The organism is Streptomyces sp. NPDC024632 (assembly GCF_055559175.1).
This window is the reverse complement of the sequence record NZ_JBVHLD010000021.1, coordinates 35622-62131: the sequence shown is the minus strand read 5'-3', so window position 1 is coordinate 62131 and position 26510 is coordinate 35622. Positions and strand designations below refer to the sequence as shown.

Sequence of the window (26510 nt, the reverse complement as noted above, 5' to 3'; positions counted from 1 at the left end):
GACCCTACCCGCCGGATCCGGCCCCCTGTACGACGATCGAACGGGCCCACCGGTAGTCGGCCTTGCCGCTGGGGGAGCGCTGGATGCGGTCGGTCACCACCAGACTGCGCGGAATCTTGTACCCGGCCAGCCGCGCACGGCAGTGCGCCTGCACGTCCTCGAGGGTGAGCGGGTCCGCCCCGTCGCGCGGCTGCACCACAGCCGCCACGCGGTGGCCCCAGCGCTCGTCCGGCACCCCCGCCACCAGCGCGTCGTAGACGTCGGGATGCGCCTTGAGCGCCTCCTCGACCTCCTCCGGATAGACCTTCTCACCACCGGTGTTGATGCACTGCGAGCCCCGCCCGAGCACCGTCACCACGCCGTCCTCGTCCACGGTGGCCATGTCGCCGAGCAGTACCCAGCGCTCGCCGTCCCGCCGGAAGAAGGTCGCCGCGGACGCGGCGGGGTCGTTGTAATAGCCGAGCGGTACGTGGCCGCGCAGCGCGATACGGCCGGGCGCCGCGCCGGTCACCGGTTCGAGCGTGGCCGGGTCGACCACCGCGATGTGCGAGTCGACCGAGATGCGGAAGCCGCGGTCGGGGCCCGCGTCGGCCGTCGCGGTGCCGTTGAAACCGGACTCCGACGAGCCGAAGTTGTTGAGGATCAGCACCCCGGGCACCAGCGACTGGAACTGGTCCCTGACCGTTTGCGACATCACCGCGCCCGAGCTGGACAGGGTGAACAGCGAGGAGCAGTCGGTGCCTTGGAGCGGTCCGGCCAGCGCGTCGGCGAGCGGCCTGAGCATCGCGTCGCCGACCAGCGAGACACTGGTGACCCGTTCCTTCGCGATGGTGCGCAGCACCTCCTCCGGCACGAATTTCCGGTGGATCACCACCTTCTGGCCGAAGTGGAAGCCGATGAAGGCGGTGAGCGTGGACGTGCCGTGCATCAGCGGCGGGGTGGGGAAGAAGACCAGGCCCTCGCCGCCGGCCGCGACCCGCTCCGCCAGTTCCTCCGGCCGTTTGACCGGCTCGCCGGTCGGGGCGCCGCCGCCCATCCCCGAGAAGAACAGGTCCTCCTGACGCCACATCACGCCCTTGGGCATGCCGGTCGTGCCGCCGGTGTAGATGACGAACTGGTCGTCGGCCGACCGCGGGCCGAAGTCGCGTAAGGACGATTCCGCGGCCACCGCGTCGGCGAACTCCACCGTCTCCAGGGCGGATTCCGCGTCCTCGGCGGCGGGCGGGCCGCCCACCCGGATCAGATGCCGCAGCCGGTCGGCTTGCGGCAGGGCCGCGGCCACGCGGTCGGTGAACTCGGCGTCGAAGACCAGCGCCGCGAGGTCGGCGTCCCGGTAGAGGTAGACCAACTCCTCGGCCACATAGCGGTAGTTGACGTTGACCGGCACCAGGCGGGCCTTGAGGCAGGCGTAGGCGGTCTGGAGGTATTCGACCCCGTTGTAGAGGTGCAGTCCGACGTGTTCGCCGGGGCGCAGCCCGGCCGCGAGGAGGTGGTGGGCGAGCCGGTTGGCCGCCGCGTCGAGTTGCGCGTACGTCAGCCGCCGCTCGGATCCGGTGCCGGGGTGGTCGACGTACACCAGCGCCTCCCGGTCCGGTACGGCGTCGACGACCGACTCGAAGAGGTCGGCAAGGTTGTACTCCACGGCGTCTCCCGTCCCGCGCGGTCCCGCGTCGGTCGTCGGTGAAGGTGAAGTGGCGGTGGGCTCGCGGTCATTAGAGCGGTCCGGGCGTGCGGTGGGAAGGGCTCCCGTCCAACAAATCTGACGAGTAGTCAGAAAACCCTTGTCCCCGGCCTGCGGCTACTGCAACCTGTTCCAGTACCGGACGGAAGGAGCACCGTGATGGGCGGTACGGAACACCTCACCGTGGAGCGTGCGGGCGCCACCCTCGTCCTCACCCTGAACCGGCCGCGGGCGCGCAACGCGTTCTCGCTGCCGATGCTCGTCGGGCTGTACGACGGCTGGGTCGAGGCCGACGAGGACGACGCGATCCGCTCGATCGTGCTGACCGGAGCGGGCGGCGCCTTCTGTGCCGGGATGGACCTCAAAGCGCTGTCGGAGGGCGCCGACGAGACCGCCACGCGGGCGCGGGCCCGGCTGAAGGACGACCCCGATCTGCACTGGAAGGCGATGCTCCGGCACCACCGGCCGCGCAAACCCGTGATCGCCGCTGTCGAAGGACCGTGCGTGGCGGGCGGCACCGAGATCCTCCAGGGCACCGACATCCGGATCGCGGGACGGAGCGCGGTCTTCGGCCTGTTCGAGGTCCGTCGCGGCCTCTTCCCGATCGGCGGCTCGACCGTACGGCTCACCCGGCAGATCGCCCGCACCCACGCGCTGGAGATGCTGCTCACCGGCCGCCCGTACAGCGCCGACGAGGCCCGCGACATCGGCCTGATCGGCCATGTCGTGCCCGACGGGACCGCGTTGGACCGGGCCATGGAGACCGCGGAGCTGATCAACGCCAACGGCCCGCTCGCCGTCGAGGCCGTCAAGGCCAGCGTCTACGACACCGCGGAGTTGCCCGAGACCGAGGGGCTGAAACTCGAACTCGAGCGCGGCTGGCCGCTGTTCGCCACCGCCGACGCGAAGGAAGGACCGCGCGCCTTCGCCGAGAAGCGGCAGCCGGTCTTCCGCCGCGCCTGAGCCCCGGTCCCTGAAGCCCGGTCCCTGAAGCCCGGCCCCTGAAGCCGGGCACCTGAACCCCCGGCGCCTGAACCCGGGCACCTGACCCCCCCCGGCACCGGACGCCCAGCGCGCTCGGACAGCCACCGCGCACCACCCCCGACGAGCCGCCCCACCCCAGGAGGCCAGCCCATGACACCAGGCCACGCACCGGACGTGCTCAGCGCCCCGCTCGTCGTGGAATTCCCCTTCACCCGCTCGCTCGGCCCCGTGCAGAGCGCCTTCCTCACTGGGCTGCGCGAGCGCACCGTGCTCGGCGTGCGGACCGCCGAAGGCCGCGTCCTCGTACCCCCCGTCGAGTACGACCCGGTCACCGCGGCCGAGGTGCGCGACCTGGTCGAGGTCGGCGCCACCGGCACCGTCACCACCTGGGCCTGGAATCCCGACCCGCGCCCCAACCAGCCGCTGGCCACGCCCTTCGCCTGGGTCCTGGTCCGCCTCGACGGCGCCGACACCGCCCTGCTGCACGCGCTCGACGCCGCCGCGCCCGAGGACGTCAGCACCGGCATGCGCGTCGCGATCCGCTGGGCCGGGCAACGCCAGGGCGCCATCACCGACATCGCCTGCTTCGAGCCGTACGACGACGGCCGTACGCGCGGCGCGGCCACCGCCCACGACGGCGTCTTCACCGACCCCGTCACCGGCATCGTCGCCCCCGCCCGCCTCGACTACACCTACTCGCCCGGCCGCGCCCAGACCGGCTACCTGCGCGCCGCCGAGGACCGGCGGATCGTCGGCGAGCGCTGCCCGTCCTGCCGCAAGGTCTACGTCCCGCCGCGCGGCGCCTGCCCCACCTGCGGCGTCGCCACCGCGGAAGAGGTCGAGGTCGGTCCGCGCGGCACGGTCACCACCTTCTGCATCGTCAACATCAAGAGCGCCCACCTGAAGGCCATGGACATAGAAGTCCCGTACGTCTACGCGCACATCGCGCTCGACGGCGCCGACCTCCCGCTGCACGGACGGATCGCCGGAATGCCGTACGACCAGGTGCGGATGGGCCTGCGGGTGGAGGCGGTCTGGACCGAGGGCGGACGCTACCCCGACCACTACCGCCCCACCGGGGAACCGGACGCCGAATACGACACCTACCGGGAGCTGGTCTAGATGCCCGACGTCGCCATCGTCGCCTTCGCGCAGTCCCGCCACCGCGCGCGCACCGACGAGGTCTCCGAGGTCGAACTGCTGATGCCCGTCCTGCACGACGCGCTCGGGCAGACCGGACTGGCCACCAGCGAGATCGACTTCACCTGCTCGGGCTCCGCCGACTACCTCGCGGGACGCGCCTTCTCCTTCACCATGGCGCTGGACGGCGTCGGCGCCTGGCCGCCGATCTCCGAGTCCCACGTCGAGACCGACGGCGCCTGGGCGCTGTACGAGGCGTGGGTGCGGATTCTCACCGGCGAGGCCGAGACCGCGCTCGTCTACTCCTACGGCAAGTCCTCGCCCGGCGACCTGCGTTCGGTCCTCACCCGGCAGCTCGACCCGTACTACATGGCGCCGCTGTGGCCCGACTCCGTCGCGCTCGCCGCCCTCCAGGCCCGGGCGCTGATCGACGCGGGAGCCACCGACGAGCGCGAGCTGGCCGGGATCGCCGCCCGCAGCCGCGCCGCCGCCCGCACCAACCCGAACGCGCAGCTCACCACCGCGCCCGCAGCCGACGACCCCTATGTCGTACGCCCGTTGCGCCGCGCCGACTGCCCGCCGGTCGGCGACGGGGCCGCGGCCGTGGTGCTCGCGGCGGGGGACACCGCCCGGCGGCTGTGCGCGCGGCCCGCCTGGATCCGGGGCATGGACCACCGCATCGAGGCCCCCTCGCTCGGCGTCCGCGACCTCACCGACTCGCCCTCGACGCGGCGCGCGGCCGAGCGGGCCGGGGCCTTCGACGCACCCGTGGACACCGCGGAGCTGCACGCGCCCTTCACCTCGCAGGAGGTCGTCCTGCGCAGGGCGCTGCGGCTCGGCCCCGACGTGGCCGTCAACCCCTCCGGCGGGCCGCTCGCCGCCAATCCGATGATGGCCGCCGGGCTGATCAGGCTCGGCGAGGCGGCGGCCCGTATCCACCGCGGCGACTCGGACCGCGCACTGGCCCACGCCACCTCGGGCCCCTGCCTCCAGCAGAATCTCGTGGCCGTCCTGGAAGGGGAGTAACCCATGCCCAAGGAGCCCGTGGCCGTCGTCGGCGTCGGCCAGACCAAACACGTCGCCGCGCGCCACGACGTGTCCATCGCGGGACTCGTCCGCGAGGCCGCCCGCCGCGCGCTCGACGACGCCGAACTGGACTGGGCGGACGTCGACGCCGTCGTGATCGGCAAGGCGCCCGACTTCTTCGAGGGCGTCATGATGCCGGAGCTGTATCTGGCCGACGCGCTCGGCGCGGTCGGCAAACCGATGCTGCGGGTGCACACCGCGGGTTCGGTCGGCGGTTCCACCGCGCTGGTCGCCGCAGGACTGGTCGCCGCACGCGTCCACCGCACCGTGCTGACCGTCGCGTTCGAGAAGCAGTCGGAGTCCAACGCCATGTGGGGCCTGTCGCTGCCGATCCCCTTCCAGCAGCCGCTGCTGGCGGGCGCGGGCGGCTTCTTCGCACCGCACGTGCGCGCCTACATGCGCCGTACCGGAGCGCCCGCCGCCGTCGGCTCGCTGGTCGCCTACAAGGACCGCCGCAACGCCCTGCTCAACCCCTACGCGCACCTGCACGAGACCGACATCACCCTGGAGAAGGTGCGCTCCTCGCCGATGCTCTGGGACCCGATCCGCTACTCCGAGACCTGCCCGTCCTCCGACGGCGCCTGCGCGATGGTGCTCACCGACACCGCGGGCGCGGACCGGGCGCCGCGACCGGCCGCCTGGATGCACGGCGGCGCCATGCGCAGCGAACCCACGATGTTCGCGGGCAAGGACTACGTCAGCCCGCGGGCCGGCCGGGACTGCGCGGCCGACGTCTTCCGGCAGGCCGGGATCACCGCGCCGCGCCGCGAGATCGACGCCGTCGAGATGTACGTGCCCTTCTCCTGGTACGAGCCGATGTGGCTGGAGAATCTGGGCTTCGCCGACGAGGGCGAGGGCTGGAAACTCACCGAGTCCGGCGTCACGGAGCTGGGCGGCGACCTGCCGGTCAACCCCTCGGGCGGCGTGCTGTCCACCAACCCGATCGGCGCGTCCGGCATGATCCGCTTCGCCGAAGCTGCCCTTCAGGTACGCGGCGAGGCCGGGGAGCACCAGGTCCCCGGCGCCAGGCGGGCCCTGGGACACGCCTACGGCGGCGGGTCGCAGTTCTTCTCCATGTGGGTGGTGGGCAGCGAGCCCCCCACTACCTGAAGTACACCGTGCGCCGGGTGGTTTCCGCGGACTTGTGCGGGCTCCGGATCCGGTGGATAGGCTGGAGGACGGACGACGACGTAGGAGGAGAGCGGACGTGGCCGAAAGCACCATCGGACAGCCGTTGGCCAACGGGAAGAAGCCGCAGGTCGACTTGACGGACGCGGAGTGGCTTTCCAGCAGCCAGGGCACCGGCGACGTACAGATCGCCTTTGTCGAGGGCTACATCGCGATGCGGGACGGGCGCAACCCCGACGGGCCCGCCCTGATCTTCACCCCCGCCGAGTGGCGCGCCTTCGTACTGGGCGCGCGGGACGGCGAGTTCGACCTCACCTGAGCGCAGCACGGGCGGACGGCATCGGCCGCCGCCCACCCGCGGCCGGGAGGCTTCCGCCGCCCGCCGCGGGTCACCGTGGTCAGCGGGCCCGCTACGGCCAACTGCCCAGCGTCGGCAGCGGATCGCCGGTCAGCGCCCGCGGCGGCACCCGTCCGGCCAGCCAGGCCGCCAGGTCGGTCAGCCGACCCCGTACGAGCACGGGTGTGCCCTGGCCCCGCGTGAACGACCAGGTGTCGTCCGCCGCGTCCCCCGGTGTGCCGAGCGTGAGCCGTATCCCATCCGGCACCCGCGCGGACAGGAAGTCGACCAGGTGCGTACACAACTCGGGGGACCAGTCCGCCGGGGTCGGGCCGAGCAGCGCGTCCGCCGTGTGGATCTCCAGCTCGCGCCACCAGGCGAGCCCCGCCGTGGTCACCGTGCCGTCGCGGTAGCTCACTTGCCGGTCCCAGTCGTCCGGGCCGACCGCGGCCCAGGACGCCTCGATCTCGTCCAGCGCGTCGCCGAGCGCGGCGGTCAGCACCGGTGCGGAGCGGCCTTGCCCGGCCTCGATGGCCGCGTCCCGGCCGCTGCGACCGCCGTCGTACACCTCGATCAGCTTGCCGCGCAGCGCGTAGCGCGCCTGCCGGGCCAGCGCGAGGCCGACGCCCTCGATATGCGTCAGGACATGGCCGCGGGTCCAGCCGGGCAGCGCGCTGGGGGCGCGGACGGCGGCGTCGTCGAGACCGTCGAGCAGTGTGCGCAGCCGGGTCTGCCCCGCGTCGAGCACGGCCGCGAGCGCGGGTCCTCCGGCCGTCGGGCCGGTCGTGGGTCCGGTCACGGCCACAGCAGACCTCGCTCCCAACCACCTTCGGTGCGGACGTAGTTGACTCTGGTGTGTCTGCGGTCGCGGTCGCCCTGCCAGAACTCGACACTGTCCGCGCGCAGCGTGTGGAGCGCCCAGCCGGGGGCCACCAGGTCCGGCTCGCGCTCGATCCGCCCCGCGGCCTCCCGCACGGCCGCGTCGCGGGTGGCGAGGTCGGTCAGGGGTGCGCTCTGGCGGCCGAGCAGCGCTTCGGCGCGGGCGCCGGGGGAGCGGGCCAGGAAGTCCGCCGCGCTCGCCTCGGGGCCCGCGGTCTCGACCCGGCCGCGAATCCGCACCTGGCGGGCGAGCGGCGACCAGTAGAAGGTGAGCGCCGCCGCGGGGTGGGCGGCCAGTTCGCGGCCCTTGCGGCTGCCGGTGTCGGAGGCGAACTCCCAGCCCGCCGCCGACACGTTCTTGACGATGAGCACGCGGGCGGCGGGGTCGCCGTCGGCGCCCAGCGTGGAGACCGTCATGGCGTGCGGCTCGCGGACCCCGGCCGCGACGGCCGCCAGCAGCCACTCGATGAACAACTCATGCGGATCCGCGGGCAGTTCCGCGATGTCGAAAGGCGGCAGGTCGCCGTCGAACACATCGAGACCGCGCAGGATCTCGCGGAGGTCGGACACAGGTACCCCCTCAGTCGTTAATGGCGTATGGCGACGATAGCATTAGGACATGACCGGTGATCATCTCGCGCTCGACCTCGCCGTCACCATCCGGCACGACGGCCACGGCGGCGTCGCCGACGACCTCGCGGACCCCGCCGGGCTGACCCGGTGGGTGCGCGAGCACGCCGACGCGCTCAGCGGCGTTCTCGGTGAAGTGCCGGGCTCGGCGGCACGGTTCACCGCCGACGAGGCCGCGCGCACCGCCGTCGTCGAGGTGCGTACGGCGGTCCGCGCGCTCTTCGCCCGCGCCGTGCTGCCCGGTCCGCCCAGCCGCGCGGACGCCGGACGACTGCCGTCGGCCCGGCAGGCGCTGGACCGGCTGAACACCGCGTCCGCCCTGGTCCCCGTCGCCCCGCGCCTGGACTGGCCGGACGGCGCGGAACCCGCGGCGGCTCACACCGTGTCCGCCGACGCGGCTCCGGCCGACCGGCTGGCCGCCGCCCTCGCCCGCGCCGCCATCGCCTTCCTCGCCGGACCCGAGCGCGCGCTGCTGCGCGCCTGCCCCGCCCCGCGCTGCGTCCGCTACTTCGTCAAGGAGCACGCCCGCCAGGAGTGGTGCAAACCGTCCTGCGGCAACCGCGCCCGCGTCGCCCGCCATCACGCGCGGCAGCGCGAGGAGCGGGCTGGGCAGGGGAGTTGACCGGAGCGAGGGGGTGACGCGCGGATCGAGCCGGTGTGCGCGCCGAGTCGAGGCCCGCTCGAGTCGAGGCCCGCGTCGAGCTGAGGCGCGGGACGAGTTGGGGCCCGCGTCGGATTGAGGTGCGCGGCGAGCCGATGAGCGAGAGGCGCCGACATCCCGCGGGGGCTGACGCGCGCACGAGGGGCGTACGGCAGGACCCGCGGACGAGACGGCGCGTTACGGCGGGTAAGGGGGGCGCACATGGGGCGCACGGGTGCTCCAGTGCGGTGCGGGGACTGCGGTGCCTGGTGGGACGACCGTCTCGCGTGGCAGTCTCGCCCGTGCTGGGCGGCGGGAAGATCTCCCAGGTCGCCGCCGCTCCCGCCGTGCCGGTCACGTCCCCTGCCAGTGGCGAACCGGCACGGCCGTCCCCCTTACACAGCGGAGCCGACGGCGTACGCTGTGAGGCCACCGGTCGGCTGTCCGTCCTGCACGTCCCCGCATGTCGTGCGCCGGGCGCACACCACCGGCAGGCAGGGGGGTTGACCATGTCGCAGCGCCACTCGCGCAACCGGCGCGCGCTGCTCGAACGAGACGCCGAACTCGTCGCCGTGGACGAGGCGTTGAGCGATCTCACCGGCTTAGGTGCCGACGACGCCGGTACGGACGCGGGCACCGCCGCGCGCCCCGCCGAACGGCACGGCGGGCTCATCGCCTTCGCCGCGTCCGCCGGCCTCGGCAAGACCACACTGCTCACCGAAGTACGCCGCAGGGCCGCGGAACGCGGCTGCACCGTACTGTCCGCGCGCGGCGGCGACCAGGAGCAGCAGGTCGCCTTCCACGTCGCGCGGCAACTGCTGCAACCCCAGCTCGTCGGAGCCCCGGAGACGGAAATCCGCGCCAGGCTCGGCAGTTGGTACGGCATCGTCGGCCCGGCCCTCGGACTGTGCACGGCGGAAGGCGCCGCCCCCGACCCGCAGGGTCTGCGCGACGGCCTGGACTGGGTCCTCACCCACATCGCCGTCCAACGCGCGCCCGTCGTGCTGGTGTTGGACGACGCGCACTGGGCCGACCCGCAGTCGCTCAACTGGCTCGCCGCCTTCGCGCCGCGCGCCGACGAACTGGCGCTGCTCATCGTCGTCGCCTACCGGCCGGACGAACTCCCGCCGGGCGCCGAGTCGTTCCGCGGCCTGCCCGGCCGGGCGGGACACCGCCCGATCGGCCTCGAACCGCTCACCGCGACCGCCATCCGCCACCTGATCAGGGAGTCGGTCGGAGCGCACGCCGACGAGGCGTTCTGCCGCGAGTGCTGGGCGGTCACCGCCGGAAACCCCTTCGAAGCCGTCGAGTTGGCCGAGAAGGTCCGCGACCGGGGGCTGCGCCCCGACGAGTCCAGCGCCCACCTGCTGCGCGACCTGGCCGCCGCGGCCAAGGGCAGCGGTCTGATCGCGCGGCTCGAACGCCTGGGCCCCTCCACCGTCCGCCTCGCCTGGGCCGCCGCCGTCCTCGGCACGGAGATCTCCCCGACGCTGGCCGCCACCGTCGCGGGACTCGGCCGCGAGGAGGCCGCCGACTGCGCCGACCGGCTGCGCGACGCCCGTATCGTCACCGGCAGCGGCACCCTGGAGTTCGTCCACCCGCTGATCGCCACCGCCGTCTACCGGGCGATCCCGGACGCCGTACGCGTCGCCCTGCACGGTCAGGCCGCCTGGTCGGTGGTCGACGAGGGCCTCGGCCCGGCCGCCGCGGCCCGCCATCTGCTGGAGACCCACCCCGAGGGCGACCCCTGGGTGGTCGCCCAACTGCGCGCCGCCGCACGGGAGACGCTGCGCGCGGGCGCCCCCGAGGCGGCCCGCGCGTACCTGGGCCGCGCCCTGCGCGAACCCCCGCCGCCCGAGGACCGGGCCGCCGTGCTCTACGAACTGGGCTCCGCCTCCCAGCTCCTGGAGCCCTCGGTCACCGTCAACCACCTGCGGGCCGCGCTCGAAGAGCCGATCACCGACCCCGAACTGCGCGACGGCATCGTCTTCCGGCTCTCCCAGTCCCTCGCCCACAGCGACCGGCTCGGCGAGGCCGCCGACGTCGTCGCGCACGCCGCCCGTACCGCCACCGGTGCCCGCACCAGGCTGCGGATGCAAGCGGAACAGTTCATGTGGGACGCCTTCCGCGCCGACGAACCCGACTCGCCCAGCCGCTCCCGGCGGCTGGCCAGGCTCGCCGACCGGCTCACCGGCCGCGACCTCACCGAGCGGTACATCATCGGCCTGCGCGCCTGGGACGCCACCTTGCGCGGCGAGCCCACGACCACCGTCCTGCACCACGCGGGCCGCGCCCTGGACGGCGGCCTGCCCTGGGCCAACGAGGGGTGGGGCTTCGAGGTCCCCGTCCTGGTCGCCATGACCTACATGTACGCCGACCAGCCGGGCCGCGCCGAGGAGCTGTTCACCACCGGCATCGCGGGCTTCGAGCGGCACGGCTGGCGCGGCGCCCACCTGTCCTTCGGCTATCTGCTGCTCGGCTACCTGCGCTACCGCCGCGGGCGGCTCGCGGAGGCCGAGGACTTCGCCCGCGACGGGCTGCGGCTGGCCGAGCGGGTCGGCCGCGGCACCCCCGTCCAGTGGTACTCGGTGGCCGTCCTCATCGAGATCCTGCTGGCCCGCGGCCGGACCGAGGAAGCCGTCGCGCTCGCCGCCGCGTACGACTTCCGGGAGCCGTTCCCCGCGGCCGTCACCTTCCCCGACGCCCAGGCCGTGCACGGCGAACTGCTGCTCGCCCAGGGGCGGTACAAAGAAGCCGTCGCCGAACTGACCGGCGTCGGCGGCAGGCTCGACCCGCGGGGGATGCGCAACCCCGCCTGGAGCCCCTGGCAACTGCACCTCGCGCTCGCCGAGGCGCACGACACCCCCGAGCGGGCCAGGGCGACCGCGCTGGACGCCGTCGCCCGCGCCCGCCAATTCGGCGCCGCCTCCGCCGTCGGCCACGCGCTGCGGGTCGCCGCCGAGGTCACCGGCGGCCCGGACGGGCTGAAACTGCTGGAGGAGTCCGTCGACCGGCTGGAGGAGTCGCCCTCCGCGCACCAGCTCGCCTGCTCGCTCGTCGCCCACGGCGCCGCGCTGCGCCGGGCGGGACAGCCAGAGCGGGCCGCGGAACAGCTCCACCGCGGACTCGACACCGCCCGGACGTGCGGCGCGGACGGCCTGGCCGACCGGGCCGGCCAGGAGCTGGAGCTGGCCGGGCTGCGCCCGCGGCACCCGCACTCGGCCGACTCCGACGCCCTCACCGCCCGCGAGCACGCCGCCGCCCTGCGCGCCGCACAGGGCGAGGACCACCGCCGGATCGCCGCCGCCCTCGGCGCCGGCGAGCGCGACGTCGTCCGCACCCTGAACGCCGTCTACCGCAAGCTCGGCACCGACCCCACCGGGCTGCCGGAAGCCCTGCGCAAAATCCCCGCGGCGCCTGCGCCGCCGGACGACGACGCCTACGGCCGCTGACGGCCGGGGGAGCTGTCCGGGGGTGGGCCGCCGTACGGGATCGCACCGGCCGGGGCGGCACGCGACCAGGGCACGGAAGGGGCGCGGGCCCGGTCCCCGGCGGCGGTCGCTACCCGTACGATGGCGGCATGTCCTTCCTCCGCCGCCGTAGCGCAGCCACGCCCACCGGGCCGGACTTCGACGTCCTCGCGATGGACCCGGGGGACTGGCCCGGTGACCTCGGCGCCGGGCTGCTGCCCGGCCCCGACGGCAGTTGCCAGGGCATCTATCTGCGCTACGACCTGTTCGGCGGACGCGGCCCCGCGATGCTGATCGGCAACCTCCCGGTCGGCTCGCCCGCCCGCGAGCTGGACGACGGCCAGGTGCCCTTCGAGGTGGCCCAGCTCCTCGCGGCGCTCGGCAACGACGAACCGGCCGAGGTCACCGGGATCGAGGACACCCCCGTGATGCACGGCGACAGCCTGCTGATCGTGCGCCGGATCAAGATCTCCGAGTCGCGGGTCGCCTGCGCCCAGTTCGACCGCAGCGACGGCGTCCAGGTCACCATCGCCACCTGGGACCGGCCGATCACCGACGATCTGTACCAGCTTCTGAAGCCGCTGCCCGCGGAGATGTTCCAGGCGGGCTGAGACCCGGCGGACACACACCTTCCGCGGGGCGGACGCTCAGGACGCGGACGCGACAGGACGCCCAGGACACGCACGCTTCGGCACACGCACGCTTCGGGACACGCACGCTTCGGCACGCGCACGCTTCGCGACACGGGCGCGACAGGACACGGCGAAGGGCGGCACCGGAATCCCGGTGCCGCCCTTCGCCCCGCTACTCTCGGGCCCGCCGCCGCGGGCCCGGCGGACTCAGCGCGGAGCGCCCAGCACCGACGGCAGCAAGGTCACGTCGGAGGCCATCACGTACTCCACCCGGTGGCCGAGCTGGATCTCGTAGTAGAGCTGCTTCCCGCGCACCACCTTCTGGTTGCTGGTGTCGAAGGAGGTCGAGTAGAAGTACTCGCCCGGCACCACATTGCCGACCACGTACCGCTGTCCGGCCGGGATCGCGTACGGCATCGGGAAGATGCCCTGCACCGGCACGTCCGCCGGATACGCCGCCGCCTCCGGGTACGCGCGGCCGTAGACCGGGATGCTCGCCAGCCCCTTCTTCGGGGTGATCACCAGGCCGATCGAGTTGACGGCCGTCGGCCGCGACGCCGGGTTGTGGAACCACGCCTTCTGGCCGAGGTACCACACCGCCGTCCAGTCGCCCTGCCGCTCGGCCACCGCGAACTGCTGGCCCGCGGAGGCCCGCGCGCCCACGTCGTTGACGCCCGTGGTGCTCGCGCCGGTCGCGCCGTGCAGCCCGATGTCCTTGACCAGCGGCGCGTCCTCGCTCGGCGCCGTGTACAGCCGGACCGCGTCGGAGCCGTGCGCGGGACAGACCGCCGCGGCCGTCACACAGCCGGTGTAGACCGGCTGGTTGGTGTCGTAGTCGGGGGCGATGGTGACCACGCCGCCCCAGGCGCCGGCGGTCGCGCGCAGGGGGGCGCCCATCAGCGCCATGTAGTGACCCCAGTCCCAGTACGGTCCCGGGTCGGTGTGCATTCCCGAGATGTACGAGGCGGTCGGGCCCGGCACATTGTCGTGCCCGAGGATGTGCTGCCGGTCCAGCGGGATGTGGTACTTCGCCGCCAGGTACTTCACCAGCCGCGCGGACGTGCGGTACATCGACTCCGTGTACCAGGTGCCCGGATCGGTCAGGAAACCCTCGTGCTCGATGCCGACGGACTTGGAGTTGGTGTACCAGTTGCCCGCGTGCCAGCCGACGTCCTTGGTGTTCAGGTGCTGGGCGATGTGCCCGTCGGAGGAGCGCACGGTGTAGTGCCAGGCCAGATACGTCGGGTCCTGGACGAGCTGGAGGGCGGTGTCCCAGTAGCCCTCGGTGTCGTGGATGACGATCGTGTCGATCTTCTCGGTGTTCGGCCGGTCGGCCTTGTCGTAGTTGCCGTAGTCCCCGCCGCCGGTGTCCTCGTACGGCGCCGGGATCCACTCGCAGCCCAGGCCGCTCGGGCACTCCGTCCCCGCCGCGTTGACCTGCTTCAGGCCGATCCTGGCGGCCTGGCCCGCCGCGGGCCTCACCGCGGGAGCCGCGGCCAGAGTGACCCGCTGCCCGGCGTCGGTGGTCCGTGTCTGCCCCTGCTTCAGGACGTCGAAGACGTCGTCGGCGAAGGCCGCGGCCGTCGCCGTGTCGTCGGCGCCGGAGTAGCGGGCGACCGCCGCGTACCAGTCCGCGGGATTCGAACTCAGCGGCTCGCCCAGCGACTTCTGGGTGTCGGCGAGCAGCGCCGCGCCGCCCGCCACATTCGTCGCCGCGTCCTCGCGCAGCGCACCGGCCGACAGCCCGGTCAGCGTCGCCGCGCGGTCCAGCGTGGTGTACGAGGCGGGCAGCGCGGCCAGATCGGGCGCCTGCGCGGTCGCCGTACTGATCATCGGCCGGGTGTCGTCCCCGCGCCCGTCGTCCGCGCCGTCCCCCATGCCCTTGCTCGGGAAGTCCGCGAGGGCGGTACGGGTGTCGGTCAGATGCATCGGCCCGTAGCCGCCGGTCACACTCGGCATGCCCTGGTGGCCGTCCCAGCGGGACTCCAGATACGACACGCCCAGCAGCACGCTCTGCGGCACGTGGTACGCCTTGGCGGCGTCCGTGAACGCCTGTTGCAGCGAGCCCGCGGCACTCGGGCCGGGCTCGGCCGCGTGGGCGACACCGAACACCGGGAGCAGAGCGGCGGCAGCCGCGGCGGCCGTGGCCATACGCAGCGCGCGCCGTCCACGGCGTCTTTCGGACGGGGGAGCGGATCCTCGCAAAGCAGCCTCCTCCAAGAGATGCCGAACGATCGGCACCACAGAGGTATCGGCTGCCGGAACATCCGTCAACCATCCGTCAGGCATCCGGACACGAGGCCGTCTTCGCACGTCAGCGGCGTATTTCGGAAGTTTCCCCGCTGCGGCGTGCTGGCCTGCTCCTCGTCAGTGGTGTGGACCAGTGGGGCGCGCGGGACGGCGCGCGGAACTCGTGGCCGGCCGCGGTCACGGTGTACCCGTCCGGTCCGCTCCTACCGGGTGCCGACCGCGGCGCGCACCGCCCTGCGGGCCATGCCGCAGTCGTCGTGCAGGCGGCGCAGCAGCAGCCGCTGCTCCTCGCCCGCCTCGGCCGCGCCGGGCGCCACGGGTCCCACGGCCCGCATCGTGCGCTGGACGGCCGTCTCGTAGGTGCGGATCTCCCGGGTCAGCACCAGCATCAGATTGACCAGGAAGGAGTCCCGCGCCGCCGGACCCTGCGCCTGCGCCTGCTGGCTGATCTGCCGCCGCGCCGCCGGGTCGTCGCCGAGCACCGACCACAGCACCGCCAGGTCGTACCCCGGCAGATACCAGCCCGAGTGCTCCCAGTCGACCAGCGAGGGACCCGCGGGCGACAGCAGCACATTCGACAACTGCGCGTCGCCATGGCAGAACTGCCCCTGCACATGGGCCAGTCCGTGCAGAAGCTGCTGGAGGTCGCCCATGTCCCGGTCGGTCAGCAGCCCCAACTCGTGGTAGCGGTTGATACGGACGGGATAGTCGATCGGCGCGTCGAAGGAACCGGCGGGCGGGCGCCACATGTTGACGCGCGAGTACGCCGAGAGCGCCGCCCGCACATCGCCCTTGGTCGGCGGCTGCACCGGGTGCCGCTGCGGCGACACCACCCGTCCGGGCATCCGCTCCATCACCAGCACACAGCTCTCGGGGTCCGCGGCGATCAGCCGCGGCACCCGGACCGGCGGCCGGTGCCGGACGAACGTGCGGTAGGCCGCTATCTCCTGGCGGAAACGCTCCGCCCAGGCGGGGGACTGGTCGAGCAGACACTTCGCGACGGCCGGAGCGCGCCCCGAGGTGCCGATCAGCAGCGCGGTACGGCCGCCGCGGCGCAGGAGCTGGACCGGGGCGAACTCGGGGCAGATGCGCTGCACGGCGGCGACGGCGGTGCGCAACTGGGCGCCCTGTGGGCCGGTCAAGTCGAGTCTCCCGCTGAGCGGATGGGAGCTGCCCGCGGGCCGGCCGACGCGCCGTACGGCGGTGGCCTGGCGGGGGCGGAGGGCGGATTCCGCGACGGCGGGGTACGACGGCCGGGGCGGTGCGGACACGGAGGACGATGCCGAATACATGAGGAGAAGCAGATCCCTTCGTGTGCCAACGGTTCAGGGGCGCCACGGCCGGTCCGGTACCGCACCCTGGGGAATGCGGAGACGGACCGGGGTGGCGCGTTCCTACCTGACACCCGGCCGCGGGTGGCACACCACGTAGCGGACCCTGGCGAACCCTGGCGAATAGTCGCGAGGCCATTGTCAGGGGGAATAGTGTCAATTCAGCCGAGGAACCTGGGGGCTTGACGTGGCCAATGAAGCCAACACCCGACTCGCGGACCTGTTCGGCCTCACCGGATGGTCCAAGGGCGAACTCGCACGGTTGGTCAACCGGCAGGCGGCGGCCATGGGCCATCCGCAGTTGTCGACCGACACATCGCGCGTACGCCGTTGGATCGAGACCGGTGAGTCGCCGCGCGATCCCGTGCCGAAGGTGTTGGCCGCGCTGTTCACCGAGCGTCTCGGCCGTGTCGTGACCATCGAGGATCTCGGGTTCGACCGGCGCCGGAAGACGGGAAGAAGACAGACCGGAGACGGCCTCCCGTGGCCGCCGGAACGAACCGCCGCGGTCCTCACCGAATTCACGGGAATGGACCTCATGCTCAACCGACGCGGTCTGGTGGGCGCGGGCGCCGCGCTCGCCACCGGTTCCGTACTCAGCACCGCCATGCACGACTGGCTGCACACCGACCCGGCCCTCGCGGCCGACGCGCCAGTCCTCGACGATCCGCTCGACGCCGACCCCGCCGCCTACGACCAGTACGAGGCGGTACCGGTCGGCTCCCAGGAGATCGAGTCGCTGGAACGCTCGGTCGAGGTGTTCCGCGCCTGGGACGCCTCACGCGGCGGCGGCCTCCAGCGCAAGGCCGTGGTCGGCCAGCTCAACGAGGTGGGCGGCATGCTCTCCTACGCCCACCCCGCGCATCTCCAGCGCCGGTTGTGGGGCGTGGCCGCCAACCTCGCGGTGCTGGCGGGCTGGATGTCGCACGACGTGGGCCTGGAACCCACCGCCCAGAAGTACTTCGTGATCGCCGCACACGCCGCGCGGGAGGGCGGCGACCGGCCCAGGGCCGGCGAGGCGCTGTCCAGGGCCGCCCGCCAGATGGTGCACCTGGGGCGGCCGGACGACGCGCTGGACCTGATGAAGCTCGCCAAGTCCGGTTCCGGCGAGTCCGCGCTGCCGCGCACCCGCGCCATGCTGCGCACCATCGAGGCGTGGGCGCAGGCGTCCATGGGCCGTGGCCAGGCGATGCGGCGGACCCTCGGCGAGGCCGAGGACCTGTTCGTGTCCGACAAGGGCGATGTACCCGCGCCCAGTTGGATGCAGAATTTCGACGAGGCCGACCTGCACGGGATGCAGGCGCTCGCCTTCCGCACCCTGGCCGACCACGACCCGTCGGCCGCGGCCGAGGCGCAACTCCACGCCAAGAAGGCGCTGGTGCTGCGGGGCGGCGGCCACGAGCGGTCGATGATCTTCGACTATCTGTCGCTGGCGTCGGCCTGCTTCATCGCCGACGACCCGGAGGAGGCCGACCGCTACGCCCGGATGGCGCTGCTCACCATCGGGGAGACCTCCTCGCACCGCACCTGGGACCGGCTGCGCGAGATGTACCGGCTCACCGGCCGGTATTCCGGCTACACCAAGATCCAGGATCTGCGCACCGAGATCGAGACGGCACTGCCGAAATCCAAGGGGAAGGGAACCACCGGGAAGACCCGCTCCGTGTAACAGCGGCCGGCCGGCCTGCCGCCGAACGGGTCGGACAGCTCGTACGACAGCACGGATGAGATCCCTGCCGGGCTCTCGAGGGTCTCGAAAAAGAAGACCGCGATTCACCCGCGGAGCGCACGCGCGGAATGCCCGTACGGAATGCTGTACGGAATTCGTGCGCGCGACCTGTCCGCGGAACGTGTCCACGGGAAAGGAAGCAGGAAAGAAGGCTCAGGCGATCCTGGCGATCAGCACACAGGCGTCGTCCTCGCGCTCTGGGGTGCCGAACTCCTCGGCGACGATCCGCACGCAGTCCTGTGCGGTCCGGGCGCGGGCGAACAGCGGTGCCATCGCCAGGAGTCGTCCCGAGCCGCTCTCGGTGTCGGTGTCCAGCGCGGAACGGCGCGGCACGAGGCCGTCGGTGTGCAGCACCAGCAGATCACCGGCGGCCAGTTGCTCGTCGGCCTGCCCGTACAGGGCACCGGAGGTCGCTCCGAGCAGGACGCCCTCGGGGGATTCGAGCACCCGCCCCGCTCCGTCGCGGAACAGCAGCGGGGCGGGGTGGCCCGCCTGGGCCCAGCGCAGCAGCCGGGTCGACGGCTCGTACCGGCAGCACAGGGCGCTGCCGAGCGCGGGCTGCGCCGAGGTGTCGAGCAGTTCGTTGAGCCAGCCCATCAGGGGGCCGGGCTGGAGGCCCGCGACGGCCATGCCGCGCAGCGCGCCCAGCAGCATCGCCATGCCGGAGGTGGCGGCCACCCCGTGTCCGGTGAGGTCGCCGACCGTGAGTAAGGAGGACCCGTCGGGCAACTGCATCGCGTCGTACCAGTCGCCGCCGATGAGGGCGCTGGTGCCGGACGGCAGATAATGCGCTGCCAGGTCCATCGTGGTGGGCCCCCCGTCCTGCGGGAACCGCAGGGTGCCGCGCCAGGGCGGCAGCACGGCCTCCTGCAGCTCAACCGCCAGCCGACGCTCGGTCTGCGCGATCTGCCGCTGCCGCTGGAGGGAGTCACGGGTCTCCCGGAGCGTGCGCTGGCTGCGCCGCAGGTCGCTGACGTCCCGCAACACCGCCCACATGGACACGGTGTCCCCGTCGGCGCCGAGTACCGGCTCGCCGACCATGTGCACCGTACGCACGGACCCGTCCGCGCGCACGATACGGAATTCGCCGTCGATCGGACGGCCGTCGACCAGGCAGCCGGTCACCATCTCGGTGAGGATCTGCTGGTCCTCGGAGAACAGCCACGAGGGCAGCTCGTCCAGGGTCAGCGGACCGTCGGCGGACTCCCGGCCGAAGATCCGGTACAGCTCGTCCGACCACTGCGCGTCATCGGTGAGCAGGTCCCACTCCGCGCTGCCCGCCCGGCCCAGCGCGCTGACCGCGTCGGGCCCCGGCGGCAGGGACGTCTGCGACGGCAGGTCCACCAGCAGGTCGGCGGTCAGCGGGTCGCCGCCCGGATACCCGGTGTCCAGGCCGTCCCTGAGCTGGCCGAGGTGGGTGTCCACGTCGTCGAGCTGGTGCACGGCCAGATCGCACAGGGCGCGCTGCCAGCGCAACTGGGGGTCCTCGGCGGCGGCGGCGCTCTCGCGCAGCACCGAATCCACCTGGGTCCTGAGGCGACGCGCCTGAGAGATCAGGGCGTCCACCGCACCGGGATCCGGTGGCTGCGCGGAGTTGTGCTCCGCGTGCGTGGGGAACGGCATGACACACTCCGAACGTGTCTGCTGGCAGGCGCTGAACGGCCGTCGCGGACGGAAGGACCGGTAACGACTGTTGCACAGGGAGCGATCGGCCGTAAGGGTTTCCGCGATACCCGATACGGTGGTGCTTCTGGCATATGCCACCAGCCCAGCGGCATAACGCCACCCTCCGCGCCACCCCACCGGCCGTTCCCGCGCCACCCGTTCGACACCCGCCCGCCGCCCGGAAGCGACACGGCGCACCCCGAGTCGGTAGGCTTCCGCCGCCCGTCCCCACGGAATCCCCCGTTCCCGTCCGGCATGAAACCGACGACGGCCGGTAAGGATGCCGGGCACCGGTAGCGGAAATCCCGTTGCCATGGAACCCCCCGCACCGGATGCTGACCTCATGTTCGACCCAGACATAGCGCCCAGTGGATCCCTTCTCGGCCTCCTCCAGCGAGGACGCGGAGACGGGCCCCTGCATGCCCTGGCGGCGCCGCGGACGGAAGCCCTCGCCGCTTTGGAGCAGTGCGTGCTGCGCGATCCCCGGCTCGACTGGCGGGTCGAGTCGCGCTCCTTGTATTACGCGCGCCTCTACTCGGACCTGGAGAGCCCGCTCGACGGGATCGAACACCACCTCTTCCACCCGGACGACCTGGTCGCCCCGGACGAGCACCGCTGCGGCCTCGCCCTGTCCGTCCTCGGCCACCTCGCCGGATACGGCCGCCGCGACGCGCTGCACCTGCTGCGGCGGTACGCGGCCACCGGCGGCTGCTGGGAATGGGCGCTCGACGAGCTGGCGGTCCGCGACGACGAGGCGGGACTGCGCGCGCTGGGCCCCGCCGTCGTCGCCCGCTTCCCGCACACCCCCGAAGGCGACGCGGAACTGGCCCGCGCCGTCCGCGAGGCCTACGAACCCCGCCCGTGGCAGCTCTGGGCCGAAGACGCCTCGCAACCGGCCACCGCGACCCGCGTGGCCAAGGCCGCGGAACAGGTCTCGTTCGACCGCTGGCAGCGCCAGATGCGCTCCGCGGGCCCGACCCCCGGCTGGAGCGTCACCGCCGTCCTCGAATGGGCGCAGCAGGGACTGACCCGCCACCCCCGCCTCGAACGCGACCAGCCCGCCGCCCGCTGCCTGGCCGCCGTCGCGGGCCCCGAGGACCACGCGGAACTGCTGGAAGCGGCCCTGCACGGCCCCTCAGCCGCCCGCGCCGCCGCGCTGCGCCACCTCACCGACCGCTGCGACCCCCGGCGCCTGGACCTGATCGAGACGGCCGCGGTCTCCACCGACGACCTTGTCGTACGCGCCGCCCTCGAATCCCTGGAACGGCTCAGGGACGACGAGGCGATGGCCCGCGCCCGCGTCTGGGCCGCCCGCACCGACCCGCTCGGCTCCGCCGCCGCCCGGCTGCTCGCCCGCCACGGCGGACCGCAGGACGCCGAGCACGTGCTGGGCGCGCTGCGCAGGACCGTACAGACCGGCGGCGCGGACGCCGAAGGGCTCGACGCGCTCGTCGAGGGAGTCGGCCGGCTCTCCGCCTGCCTGGCCGCACCCGTCCTGCGGCACATCTACCGGGAGACGTCGTCCTCCCAGCTCCGCGGCACCGCCGCCGTCGCGCTCGCCGTCACCGACCCCGGTTTCGCCGCCGGTTTCGCCGTCGAGTGCCTGTGGGACTGCGAGGAGAGCACCCGCGAGCTGGCCGCGCACCGCGCGACGTCCGGTGACGTGAGGGTCCTGGCACAGCTGCGCAGACTGGCCGCGGACCCCGCGGAAGAGGCCGAAGTACAGACCGCCGTCCGCGGCCGGCTCAGTTCCGGCGGTACGTCCAGGTAGGCGGCCGACCCGCGGGCGGACCACGGAGAACCCGGCGCGGGTCTCAGGGCGTGTCCGGCGGATCACGAACGGCCCCTTCGGCACCCGGACCGCCCATGATCCGCGGGGCGGGCCCTAACGCTCATGGGGCGTTCCACTTCGGGAAAGATCCACGTGGCCCTGACAACGCTCAATGCGGCGACAACCACGGTATGCGTGTCGCCATCGTCACAGAGTCCTTCCCACCCGACGTCAACGGAGTGGCCCACTGCGCCCTGCGCACGGCCGAGCACCTCGCCCGGCGCGGCCACGAACCGCTCGTGGTCGCGCCCGCGGGCCCGGCCGACCAGGACCCCGGTCCCGACCCCTGTCCCGTCATCCGTGTCCCCTCCCTCCCGCTGCCCGGCTACCCGCAGGTGCGGGTCGCGCTGCCGGGCCGCCGTACCGCCGCCGCCATCGCCGCGCACCGGACGGAGCTGGTCCACCTGGCCAGTCCCTTCGTGCTCGGCGCGCGCGGCCTGGCCGCCGCCACTCGGTTGCGTATCCCCGCCGTCGCCGTCTACCAGACCGACCTCGCCGGATACGCCAGGACGTATCTGAACGCGGGCGAGTCCGCCGCCTGGCGCCGGATCCGCGCGGTGCACTCCGCCGCTGCCCGCACCCTGGCCCCCTCCTCCGCGTCCGTCAGCGCGCTGGCGGAACAGGGCGTGCCGCGCGTCCACTTGTGGCCGCGCGGCGTCGACTCCGACCGCTTCCACCCCGCGCGCCGCGACGGGTCGCTGCGCCGCGAACTGGCCCCGAACGGCGAGCTGATCGTCGGATACGTCGGCAGGCTCGCGCCGGAGAAGCACGTCGAACTGCTCGCCGGGCTCTGCGAACTGCCCGGTGTGCGCGTGGTCGTCGTCGGCGACGGCCCCAGCGCGCCGAGCCTGCGCACCGCCCTGCCGGGCGCGGTCTTCATGGGCCGCAGGACCGGCACCGAACTCGCCCGCATCCACGCCTCCTTCGACGTCTTCTGCCACACAGGGCCGTTCGAGACCTTCTGCCAGACCGTGCAGGAGGCGATGGCCAGCGGAGTCCCCGTCGTCGCCCCGGCGGCCGGCGGCCCCCTCGACCTCGTCCAGCACGGCCGCACCGGCCTGCTGGTGCGGCCGCTCGACCCGGCGGCCGTCCGCTCGGCCGTCCAGTTCCTGCTCGGCGACGACGGGCTGCGCGAGCGCTACGGGAGCGCGGCTCGCACAGCGGTCGCCGACCGTACGTGGGAGGCCGTCGGCGACCAACTCCTCGGCCACTACGACCAGGTGCTCGGCGAGCGCGAGGCGGCAGCGGCATGACCACCGACATGAGCGGCGGCGTCAACGGCGACGGTATGAGCGGTGCGGGCGACCGCATGACCACCGGTACGCGAACGGCCGGTACGGCGAGCGGCGCGCGAACCGGCGCCGTCACGGACTTCGGCACCGACCCCACCGACGGCAGGGACGACGTCATGTACGGCCAGGACGACCTCGCGTCACCCGACGGCGGCGCCCGCACCGCCCCGCACCCCCTCGACCGCGACCCCGAGTCGGCCCTGCGCATCGTGCGGCTCGCCAACTTCGTCACGCCCGTCTCCGGCGGCCTGCGCACCGCGCTGCGCCACCTCGGCGAGGGCTACGCGGCGGCGGGCCACGAACCCGTGCTGATCGTCCCCGGCGCCACCGCCTCCGACGAACTCACCCCGCAGGGGCGGGTGATCACCCTGCCGGGCCCTGAGATCCCCGGCACCGGCGGCTACCGCGTACTGGCCCGCCGCGCCCCCGTGGAGGCCGTACTCGCCTCGCTCGCCCCCGACCGGATCGAGGTCTCCGACCGCACCACCCTGCGCTGGACGGGGGAGTGGGCCAGGCGGCACCGCGTCCCCTCCCTGATGGTGTCCCACGAGAGCGCCGACGGTGTGCTCGGCACCTGGGGTCTGCCCTCGGGCCCCGCCCGCCGCGCCGCCGACGCCCTCAACCGCCGTACCGCGCTGGCCTACACGCGTGTGGTGTGCACCACGGCCTGGGCCGCCGCCGAATTCGAGCGGATCGGCGCCCGCAACGTCGTACGCGCCCCGCTCGGCGTCGACCTCGAAGGCTGCCACCCCGGTGCCCGGAACCCGCGGCTGCGCGAGACGCACGGGCACGGCGCCGCCGTGCTGCTGGTGCTCTGCTCGCGGCTCTCGCCCGAGAAGCGGCCGGGCATGGCGCTGGAGACCCTGGCCCACCTGCGCGGCTCCGGCGTCGACGCGGCGCTGGTGGTCGCGGGCGAGGGACCCCTGCGGCCCCGGCTCACCGCCCAGGCCAGGGCCGCCCGGCTGCCGGTCACCTTCCTCGGCCATGTGCCGCGGCGCGCCGACCTCGCCGCGCTGCTCGCCACCGCCGACGTGGCACTGGCACCGGGACCCGTCGAGACCTTCGGTCTGGCCGCCCTCGAAGCCCTCGCGTGCGGCACCCCCGTGGTGGCCAGCTCCCGCTCCGCGCTGCCCACCCTCATCGGACCGGCGGGCGGCTGCGCCGACACACCCGCCGAGTACGCCGCCGCCGTACAGCGAATCCTCGCCGCGCCCGAGGAGGGGCGCCGCGCCATGGCCCGCACCCGCGCCGAGCTGTACACCTGGCCCGCCGCCGTCAACGCCTTCCTCACCGCGCACCGGGCCGCCGTCGGCGCCGCCGCACCGTCCGCGCGCCGCCGGACCGCACCGGAGTCCGGCGGGGTCAGGCCGTGACCGGCGCCGTGCGCTTCGCCGTACTCGGCGACTCGCTCAGCGAAGGCGTCGGCGACCCGCTGCCCGACGGCGGGTGGCGCGGCTGGGCGGCGCTGCTCGCCGACGGGCTCGCGGCGGCCCCGTACGACACCCGGACGCTCAACCTCGCCCGGAGCGGGGCCCGTTCGGGCGACGTGGCGGGTCCGCAGCTCGAAGCGGCGCTGCGGCACCGGCCGGACCTCGCGTCCGTGCTGGTCGGCGGGAACGACACGCTGCGCGGCGGCTTCGACATCCAGGCGGTGGCCGCCGAACTGCACCTCGTGATGGGCGCGTTGCGCGCCGAGGGCTGCGACGTGCTCACCGCGTGCCTGCCGGACCCCGGAACCGTGCTCGGGCTGCCGTGGCCGCTGGCCCGGCCACTGGGCCGCAGGATGCGCGCGCTCAACGACACCGTGCACGCCCTGTCCGCGCACCACGGCGCGCACCACCTCCACGCCGCGGAGCGCCACTGGGCGACCATGCCGGGAGCGCTGAGCGCCGACCGGCTGCACCCCAGCGAGACCGGACACCGGCTGCTCGCCCGCGACTTCCACGCCCTGCTCACCGCCGCGGGCCTCGCCCAGGGGCCCGCGCCCCGCCCCGAGCCGGACGGCGCGCCGCCCGGCCGCCGGGCCGCCGCGTGGTGGATGGCCACCCGCGGCACGCGCTGGATCGCCGACCGCTGCATCGACCTGCTGCCCGACCTGATCCGGCTGGCGGGCACCGAACTGCGCCACCACCGGCAGGGCGACACAGCGGTGTTGGAGGAGGACGCGCGGCGCGCCACGGTCGCGGCGCTCGCCGCGCTCAAGGTCCCGCCGGGCCCGGCGGCGCGGCCGTATACCCCGCCGCGCCCACCGGCGCGGGGTCAGCGCGTGCTGAGCGGCACGAAGCGGACCGGCGTCCCCGGCGGTGACTGGGCGGCGGCCGGCAGCGAACCCTCGGGGACCACGCCGATGACCGGATAGCCGCCGGTGGTCGGATGGTCGGCGAGAAAGACCACAGGACAGCCGTCCGGAGGCACCTGCACAGCGCCGAGCACCATGCCCTCACTGGGCAGTTCACCGCCGCGGGCCCGGCGCAGCGCCGGGCCCCGCGTGCGCAGCCCGATCCGGTTGGACGCGGGTGAGACGGTGTAACCGCCGCCGAACAACGTACGGAAGGCGTCCGGCGCGAACCAGTCGTCACGCGGCCCGCGCGCCAACGGAAGGACCAACTCGGCTCCGGGACCGGGCAGTGCCACCACATCGCCCTCGCCGAAGAGACTGACGAAGTCTCTGTCAGAGCTCACGCCGGAGCCCCTGATGACGTCCCCGGACCGGCCGCCGACAGGCAGCACGTCACCCCTCGCGAGCGGCGCGGGACCGAGCCCCGACAGCAGGTCCGTCGACCTGCTGCCCAGCACCGGCCGTACGGCCACACCGCCGGACACCGCCAGATAGCTGCGCAGCCCCGGCTCCGCCCGCCCCACGTCGAGCACCGCCCCGCCCGGCACCCGTACCGGCGCGCCCCACGCCGCGGGACGCCCGTCGACCCGCACCGCGCACGGCGCACCCGTCACCGCCACCAGCACCGCGTGCGAGGCCCGCAGCGCGCAGCCGTCGACCGTCGTCTCCAGACCGGCGGCCTCCGCCGGATTGCCGACCAGCCGGTTCGCCGCCCGCAGCGCCGGACCGTCCAGCGCGCCGGACCGCGGCACCCCCAGATGCGCGTGGCCCGGCCGCCCGAGGTCCTGCACGGTGGTGAGCGCCCCCGCCCGTACGACGGCCAACTCGGCCTGCCCTGCCGCCGTTTCCCTCACCCCCGCACCTCCGTGAACCGCACCTCGGTGCCGGGGCTCAGCAGCGCCGCGGGCTCCCGCTCGGGGTCCCAGAGCACGGCGTCCGTCGTGCCGACCAGTTGCCAACCGCCGGGCGAGGAGCGCGGATACACCCCCGCGTACGGTCCGGCCAGCGCGACGGAGCCGGGCGGTACGGCGGTACGGGGCTCGGCCCGGCGCGGTACGCGCAGGTGCTCGGGCAGTCCGGTCAGATAGCCGAAGCCGGGCGCGAAGCCGCAGAAGGCCACACGGAAGGGCGTCGAGGTCACAGTCCCTACCACCTCCTCGGGGGAGACCCGCCACAGCCCGGCCACCTCCGCGAGGTCGGGCCCGTCGAAGCGCACCGCGATCTCCACGGCCGCGCCCCGCCCACGCGGCACCGCGGGCACGTCCCACGCGGCCACCTCGGCAGCGAAGGCCCGCGGATCGGCGAGCCCGCACACCAGCACGGTACGGGCGGCCGGCACGATCTCCGTCACCCCGGCCAGTTCCCCGGCCGCCCGCCTGCGCAGCAACTCGGCGTGCAGCGCCTCCGTCTCCTCGCCGGTCGCGGACTCCACCAGTACGGCGTCCGCCCCGGCGCGCAGCACCCGCG

21 protein-coding genes are annotated in these 26510 nt (G+C 73.9%); 13 read left to right on the top strand and 8 right to left on the bottom strand.

Annotated elements, in window-relative coordinates; all coding sequences use genetic code 11:
- Window positions 1-4: 4 nt before the first annotated feature.
- Entirely contained in the window at window positions 5-1642 is a 1638-nt protein-coding gene (locus tag ACZ37P_RS33035) for an acyl-CoA synthetase (protein ID WP_401313937.1), read from the bottom strand.
- Window positions 1643-1840: 198 nt separating this feature from the next.
- On the opposite strand from ACZ37P_RS33035, the gene ACZ37P_RS33030 reads away from it, so the two are divergent.
- The 5 genes from ACZ37P_RS33030 to ACZ37P_RS33010 all read left to right on the top strand — a co-directional run bounded on the left by ACZ37P_RS33030 (window position 1841) and on the right by ACZ37P_RS33010 (window position 6338).
- A complete protein-coding gene (locus ACZ37P_RS33030; protein ID WP_355343985.1) occupies window positions 1841-2644 on the top strand; it encodes a crotonase/enoyl-CoA hydratase family protein in 804 nt (267 codons plus the stop codon).
- 171 nt (window positions 2645-2815) lie between these two features.
- Window positions 2816-3787 (top strand): OB-fold nucleic acid binding domain-containing protein, encoded by a 972-nt coding sequence (locus tag ACZ37P_RS33025; protein WP_391050122.1) that lies wholly within the window; start codon window positions 2816-2818, stop codon window positions 3785-3787.
- A complete protein-coding gene (locus tag ACZ37P_RS33020) occupies window positions 3788-4831 on the top strand; it encodes a thiolase domain-containing protein (RefSeq protein WP_467350061.1) in 1044 nt (347 codons plus the stop codon).
- A gap of 3 nt (window positions 4832-4834) precedes the next feature.
- Window positions 4835-6001 carry a thiolase domain-containing protein gene (locus tag ACZ37P_RS33015; RefSeq protein ID WP_391050118.1) on the top strand — a complete coding sequence of 389 codons (1167 nt, stop codon included), beginning with the start codon at window positions 4835-4837 and terminating at the stop codon, window positions 5999-6001.
- A gap of 97 nt (window positions 6002-6098) precedes the next feature.
- The gene (locus tag ACZ37P_RS33010) at window positions 6099-6338 is read left to right on the top strand and encodes a DUF397 domain-containing protein (protein ID WP_093716245.1); all 240 of its coding nucleotides are present in this window, start codon (window positions 6099-6101) and stop codon (window positions 6336-6338) included.
- Window positions 6339-6429: 91 nt separating this feature from the next.
- Here the strand turns inward: ACZ37P_RS33010 and ACZ37P_RS33005 are convergent, their stop codons facing one another.
- On the bottom strand, window positions 6430-7155 hold the full coding sequence (locus tag ACZ37P_RS33005) for a maleylpyruvate isomerase family mycothiol-dependent enzyme (RefSeq protein ID WP_391164174.1): 726 nt from the start codon (window positions 7153-7155) through the stop codon (window positions 6430-6432).
- On the bottom strand, window positions 7152-7805 hold the full coding sequence (locus ACZ37P_RS33000) for a pyridoxine/pyridoxamine 5'-phosphate oxidase (RefSeq protein WP_467350058.1): 654 nt from the start codon (window positions 7803-7805) through the stop codon (window positions 7152-7154). The genes ACZ37P_RS33005 and ACZ37P_RS33000 overlap by 4 nt, the downstream gene beginning before the upstream one ends.
- Window positions 7806-7854: 49 nt before the next feature.
- Between ACZ37P_RS33000 and ACZ37P_RS32995 the strand changes: the two genes are divergently transcribed.
- The 3 genes from ACZ37P_RS32995 to ACZ37P_RS32985 all read left to right on the top strand — a co-directional run bounded on the left by ACZ37P_RS32995 (window position 7855) and on the right by ACZ37P_RS32985 (window position 12586).
- Window positions 7855-8487: a CGNR zinc finger domain-containing protein gene (locus ACZ37P_RS32995; RefSeq protein WP_391164176.1), complete on the top strand. Its 633-nt coding sequence runs from the start codon at window positions 7855-7857 to the stop codon at window positions 8485-8487.
- A gap of 527 nt (window positions 8488-9014) precedes the next feature.
- Window positions 9015-11957, top strand: coding sequence for an ATP-binding protein (locus ACZ37P_RS32990; RefSeq protein ID WP_467350056.1), 2943 nt, complete (start codon window positions 9015-9017; stop codon window positions 11955-11957).
- Window positions 11958-12085: 128 nt separating this feature from the next.
- On the top strand, window positions 12086-12586 hold the full coding sequence (locus ACZ37P_RS32985) for a hypothetical protein (RefSeq protein WP_355344009.1): 501 nt from the start codon (window positions 12086-12088) through the stop codon (window positions 12584-12586).
- 228 nt (window positions 12587-12814) lie between these two features.
- Here the strand turns inward: ACZ37P_RS32985 and ACZ37P_RS32980 are convergent, their stop codons facing one another.
- Together ACZ37P_RS32980 and ACZ37P_RS32975 are read right to left on the bottom strand one after the other, a co-directional pair.
- Window positions 12815-14758: an N-acetylmuramoyl-L-alanine amidase gene (locus tag ACZ37P_RS32980; protein WP_467350054.1), complete on the bottom strand. Its 1944-nt coding sequence runs from the start codon at window positions 14756-14758 to the stop codon at window positions 12815-12817.
- Window positions 14759-15060: 302 nt separating this feature from the next.
- Window positions 15061-16149, bottom strand: a complete 1089-nt coding sequence (locus tag ACZ37P_RS32975; RefSeq protein ID WP_355344012.1) for an aminoglycoside phosphotransferase family protein — start codon at window positions 16147-16149, stop codon at window positions 15061-15063.
- Between the two features lie 226 nt (window positions 16150-16375).
- Here ACZ37P_RS32975 and ACZ37P_RS32970 point away from each other — a divergent pair, with 226 nt between their 5' ends.
- Window positions 16376-17857, top strand: a complete 1482-nt coding sequence (locus ACZ37P_RS32970) for a DNA-binding protein NsdB (RefSeq protein WP_467350052.1) — start codon at window positions 16376-16378, stop codon at window positions 17855-17857.
- 213 nt (window positions 17858-18070) lie between these two features.
- Here the strand turns inward: ACZ37P_RS32970 and ACZ37P_RS32965 are convergent, their stop codons facing one another.
- Window positions 18071-19540, bottom strand: a complete 1470-nt coding sequence (locus ACZ37P_RS32965; RefSeq protein WP_391050107.1) for a PP2C family protein-serine/threonine phosphatase — start codon at window positions 19538-19540, stop codon at window positions 18071-18073.
- Window positions 19541-19925: 385 nt separating this feature from the next.
- Here ACZ37P_RS32965 and ACZ37P_RS32960 point away from each other — a divergent pair, with 385 nt between their 5' ends.
- The 4 genes from ACZ37P_RS32960 to ACZ37P_RS32945 all read left to right on the top strand — a co-directional run bounded on the left by ACZ37P_RS32960 (window position 19926) and on the right by ACZ37P_RS32945 (window position 25064).
- Window positions 19926-21353 (top strand): HEAT repeat domain-containing protein, encoded by a 1428-nt coding sequence (locus ACZ37P_RS32960; RefSeq protein WP_391050105.1) that lies wholly within the window; start codon window positions 19926-19928, stop codon window positions 21351-21353.
- A gap of 191 nt (window positions 21354-21544) precedes the next feature.
- Window positions 21545-22666: a glycosyltransferase family 4 protein gene (locus tag ACZ37P_RS32955; RefSeq protein WP_467350050.1), complete on the top strand. Its 1122-nt coding sequence runs from the start codon at window positions 21545-21547 to the stop codon at window positions 22664-22666.
- Complete coding sequence (locus ACZ37P_RS32950; protein ID WP_467350048.1) at window positions 22663-24078, top strand: glycosyltransferase; 1416 nt, start codon at window positions 22663-22665, stop codon at window positions 24076-24078. Before ACZ37P_RS32955 ends, ACZ37P_RS32950 begins: the two co-directional genes overlap by 4 nt.
- Window positions 24075-25064: an SGNH/GDSL hydrolase family protein gene (locus ACZ37P_RS32945; RefSeq protein WP_467350046.1), complete on the top strand. Its 990-nt coding sequence runs from the start codon at window positions 24075-24077 to the stop codon at window positions 25062-25064. Before ACZ37P_RS32950 ends, ACZ37P_RS32945 begins: the two co-directional genes overlap by 4 nt.
- On the opposite strand, the gene ACZ37P_RS32940 is transcribed toward ACZ37P_RS32945, so the two are convergent.
- Both ACZ37P_RS32940 and ACZ37P_RS32935 read right to left on the bottom strand, forming a co-directional pair.
- The gene (locus ACZ37P_RS32940) at window positions 24965-25897 is read right to left on the bottom strand and encodes a 5-oxoprolinase subunit C family protein (RefSeq protein ID WP_467350044.1); all 933 of its coding nucleotides are present in this window, start codon (window positions 25895-25897) and stop codon (window positions 24965-24967) included. The genes ACZ37P_RS32945 and ACZ37P_RS32940 overlap by 100 nt on opposite strands.
- Complete coding sequence (locus ACZ37P_RS32935; protein ID WP_467350043.1) at window positions 25894-26505, bottom strand: 5-oxoprolinase subunit B family protein; 612 nt, start codon at window positions 26503-26505, stop codon at window positions 25894-25896. Before ACZ37P_RS32935 ends, ACZ37P_RS32940 begins: the two co-directional genes overlap by 4 nt.
- Window positions 26506-26510 lie beyond the last annotated feature (5 nt).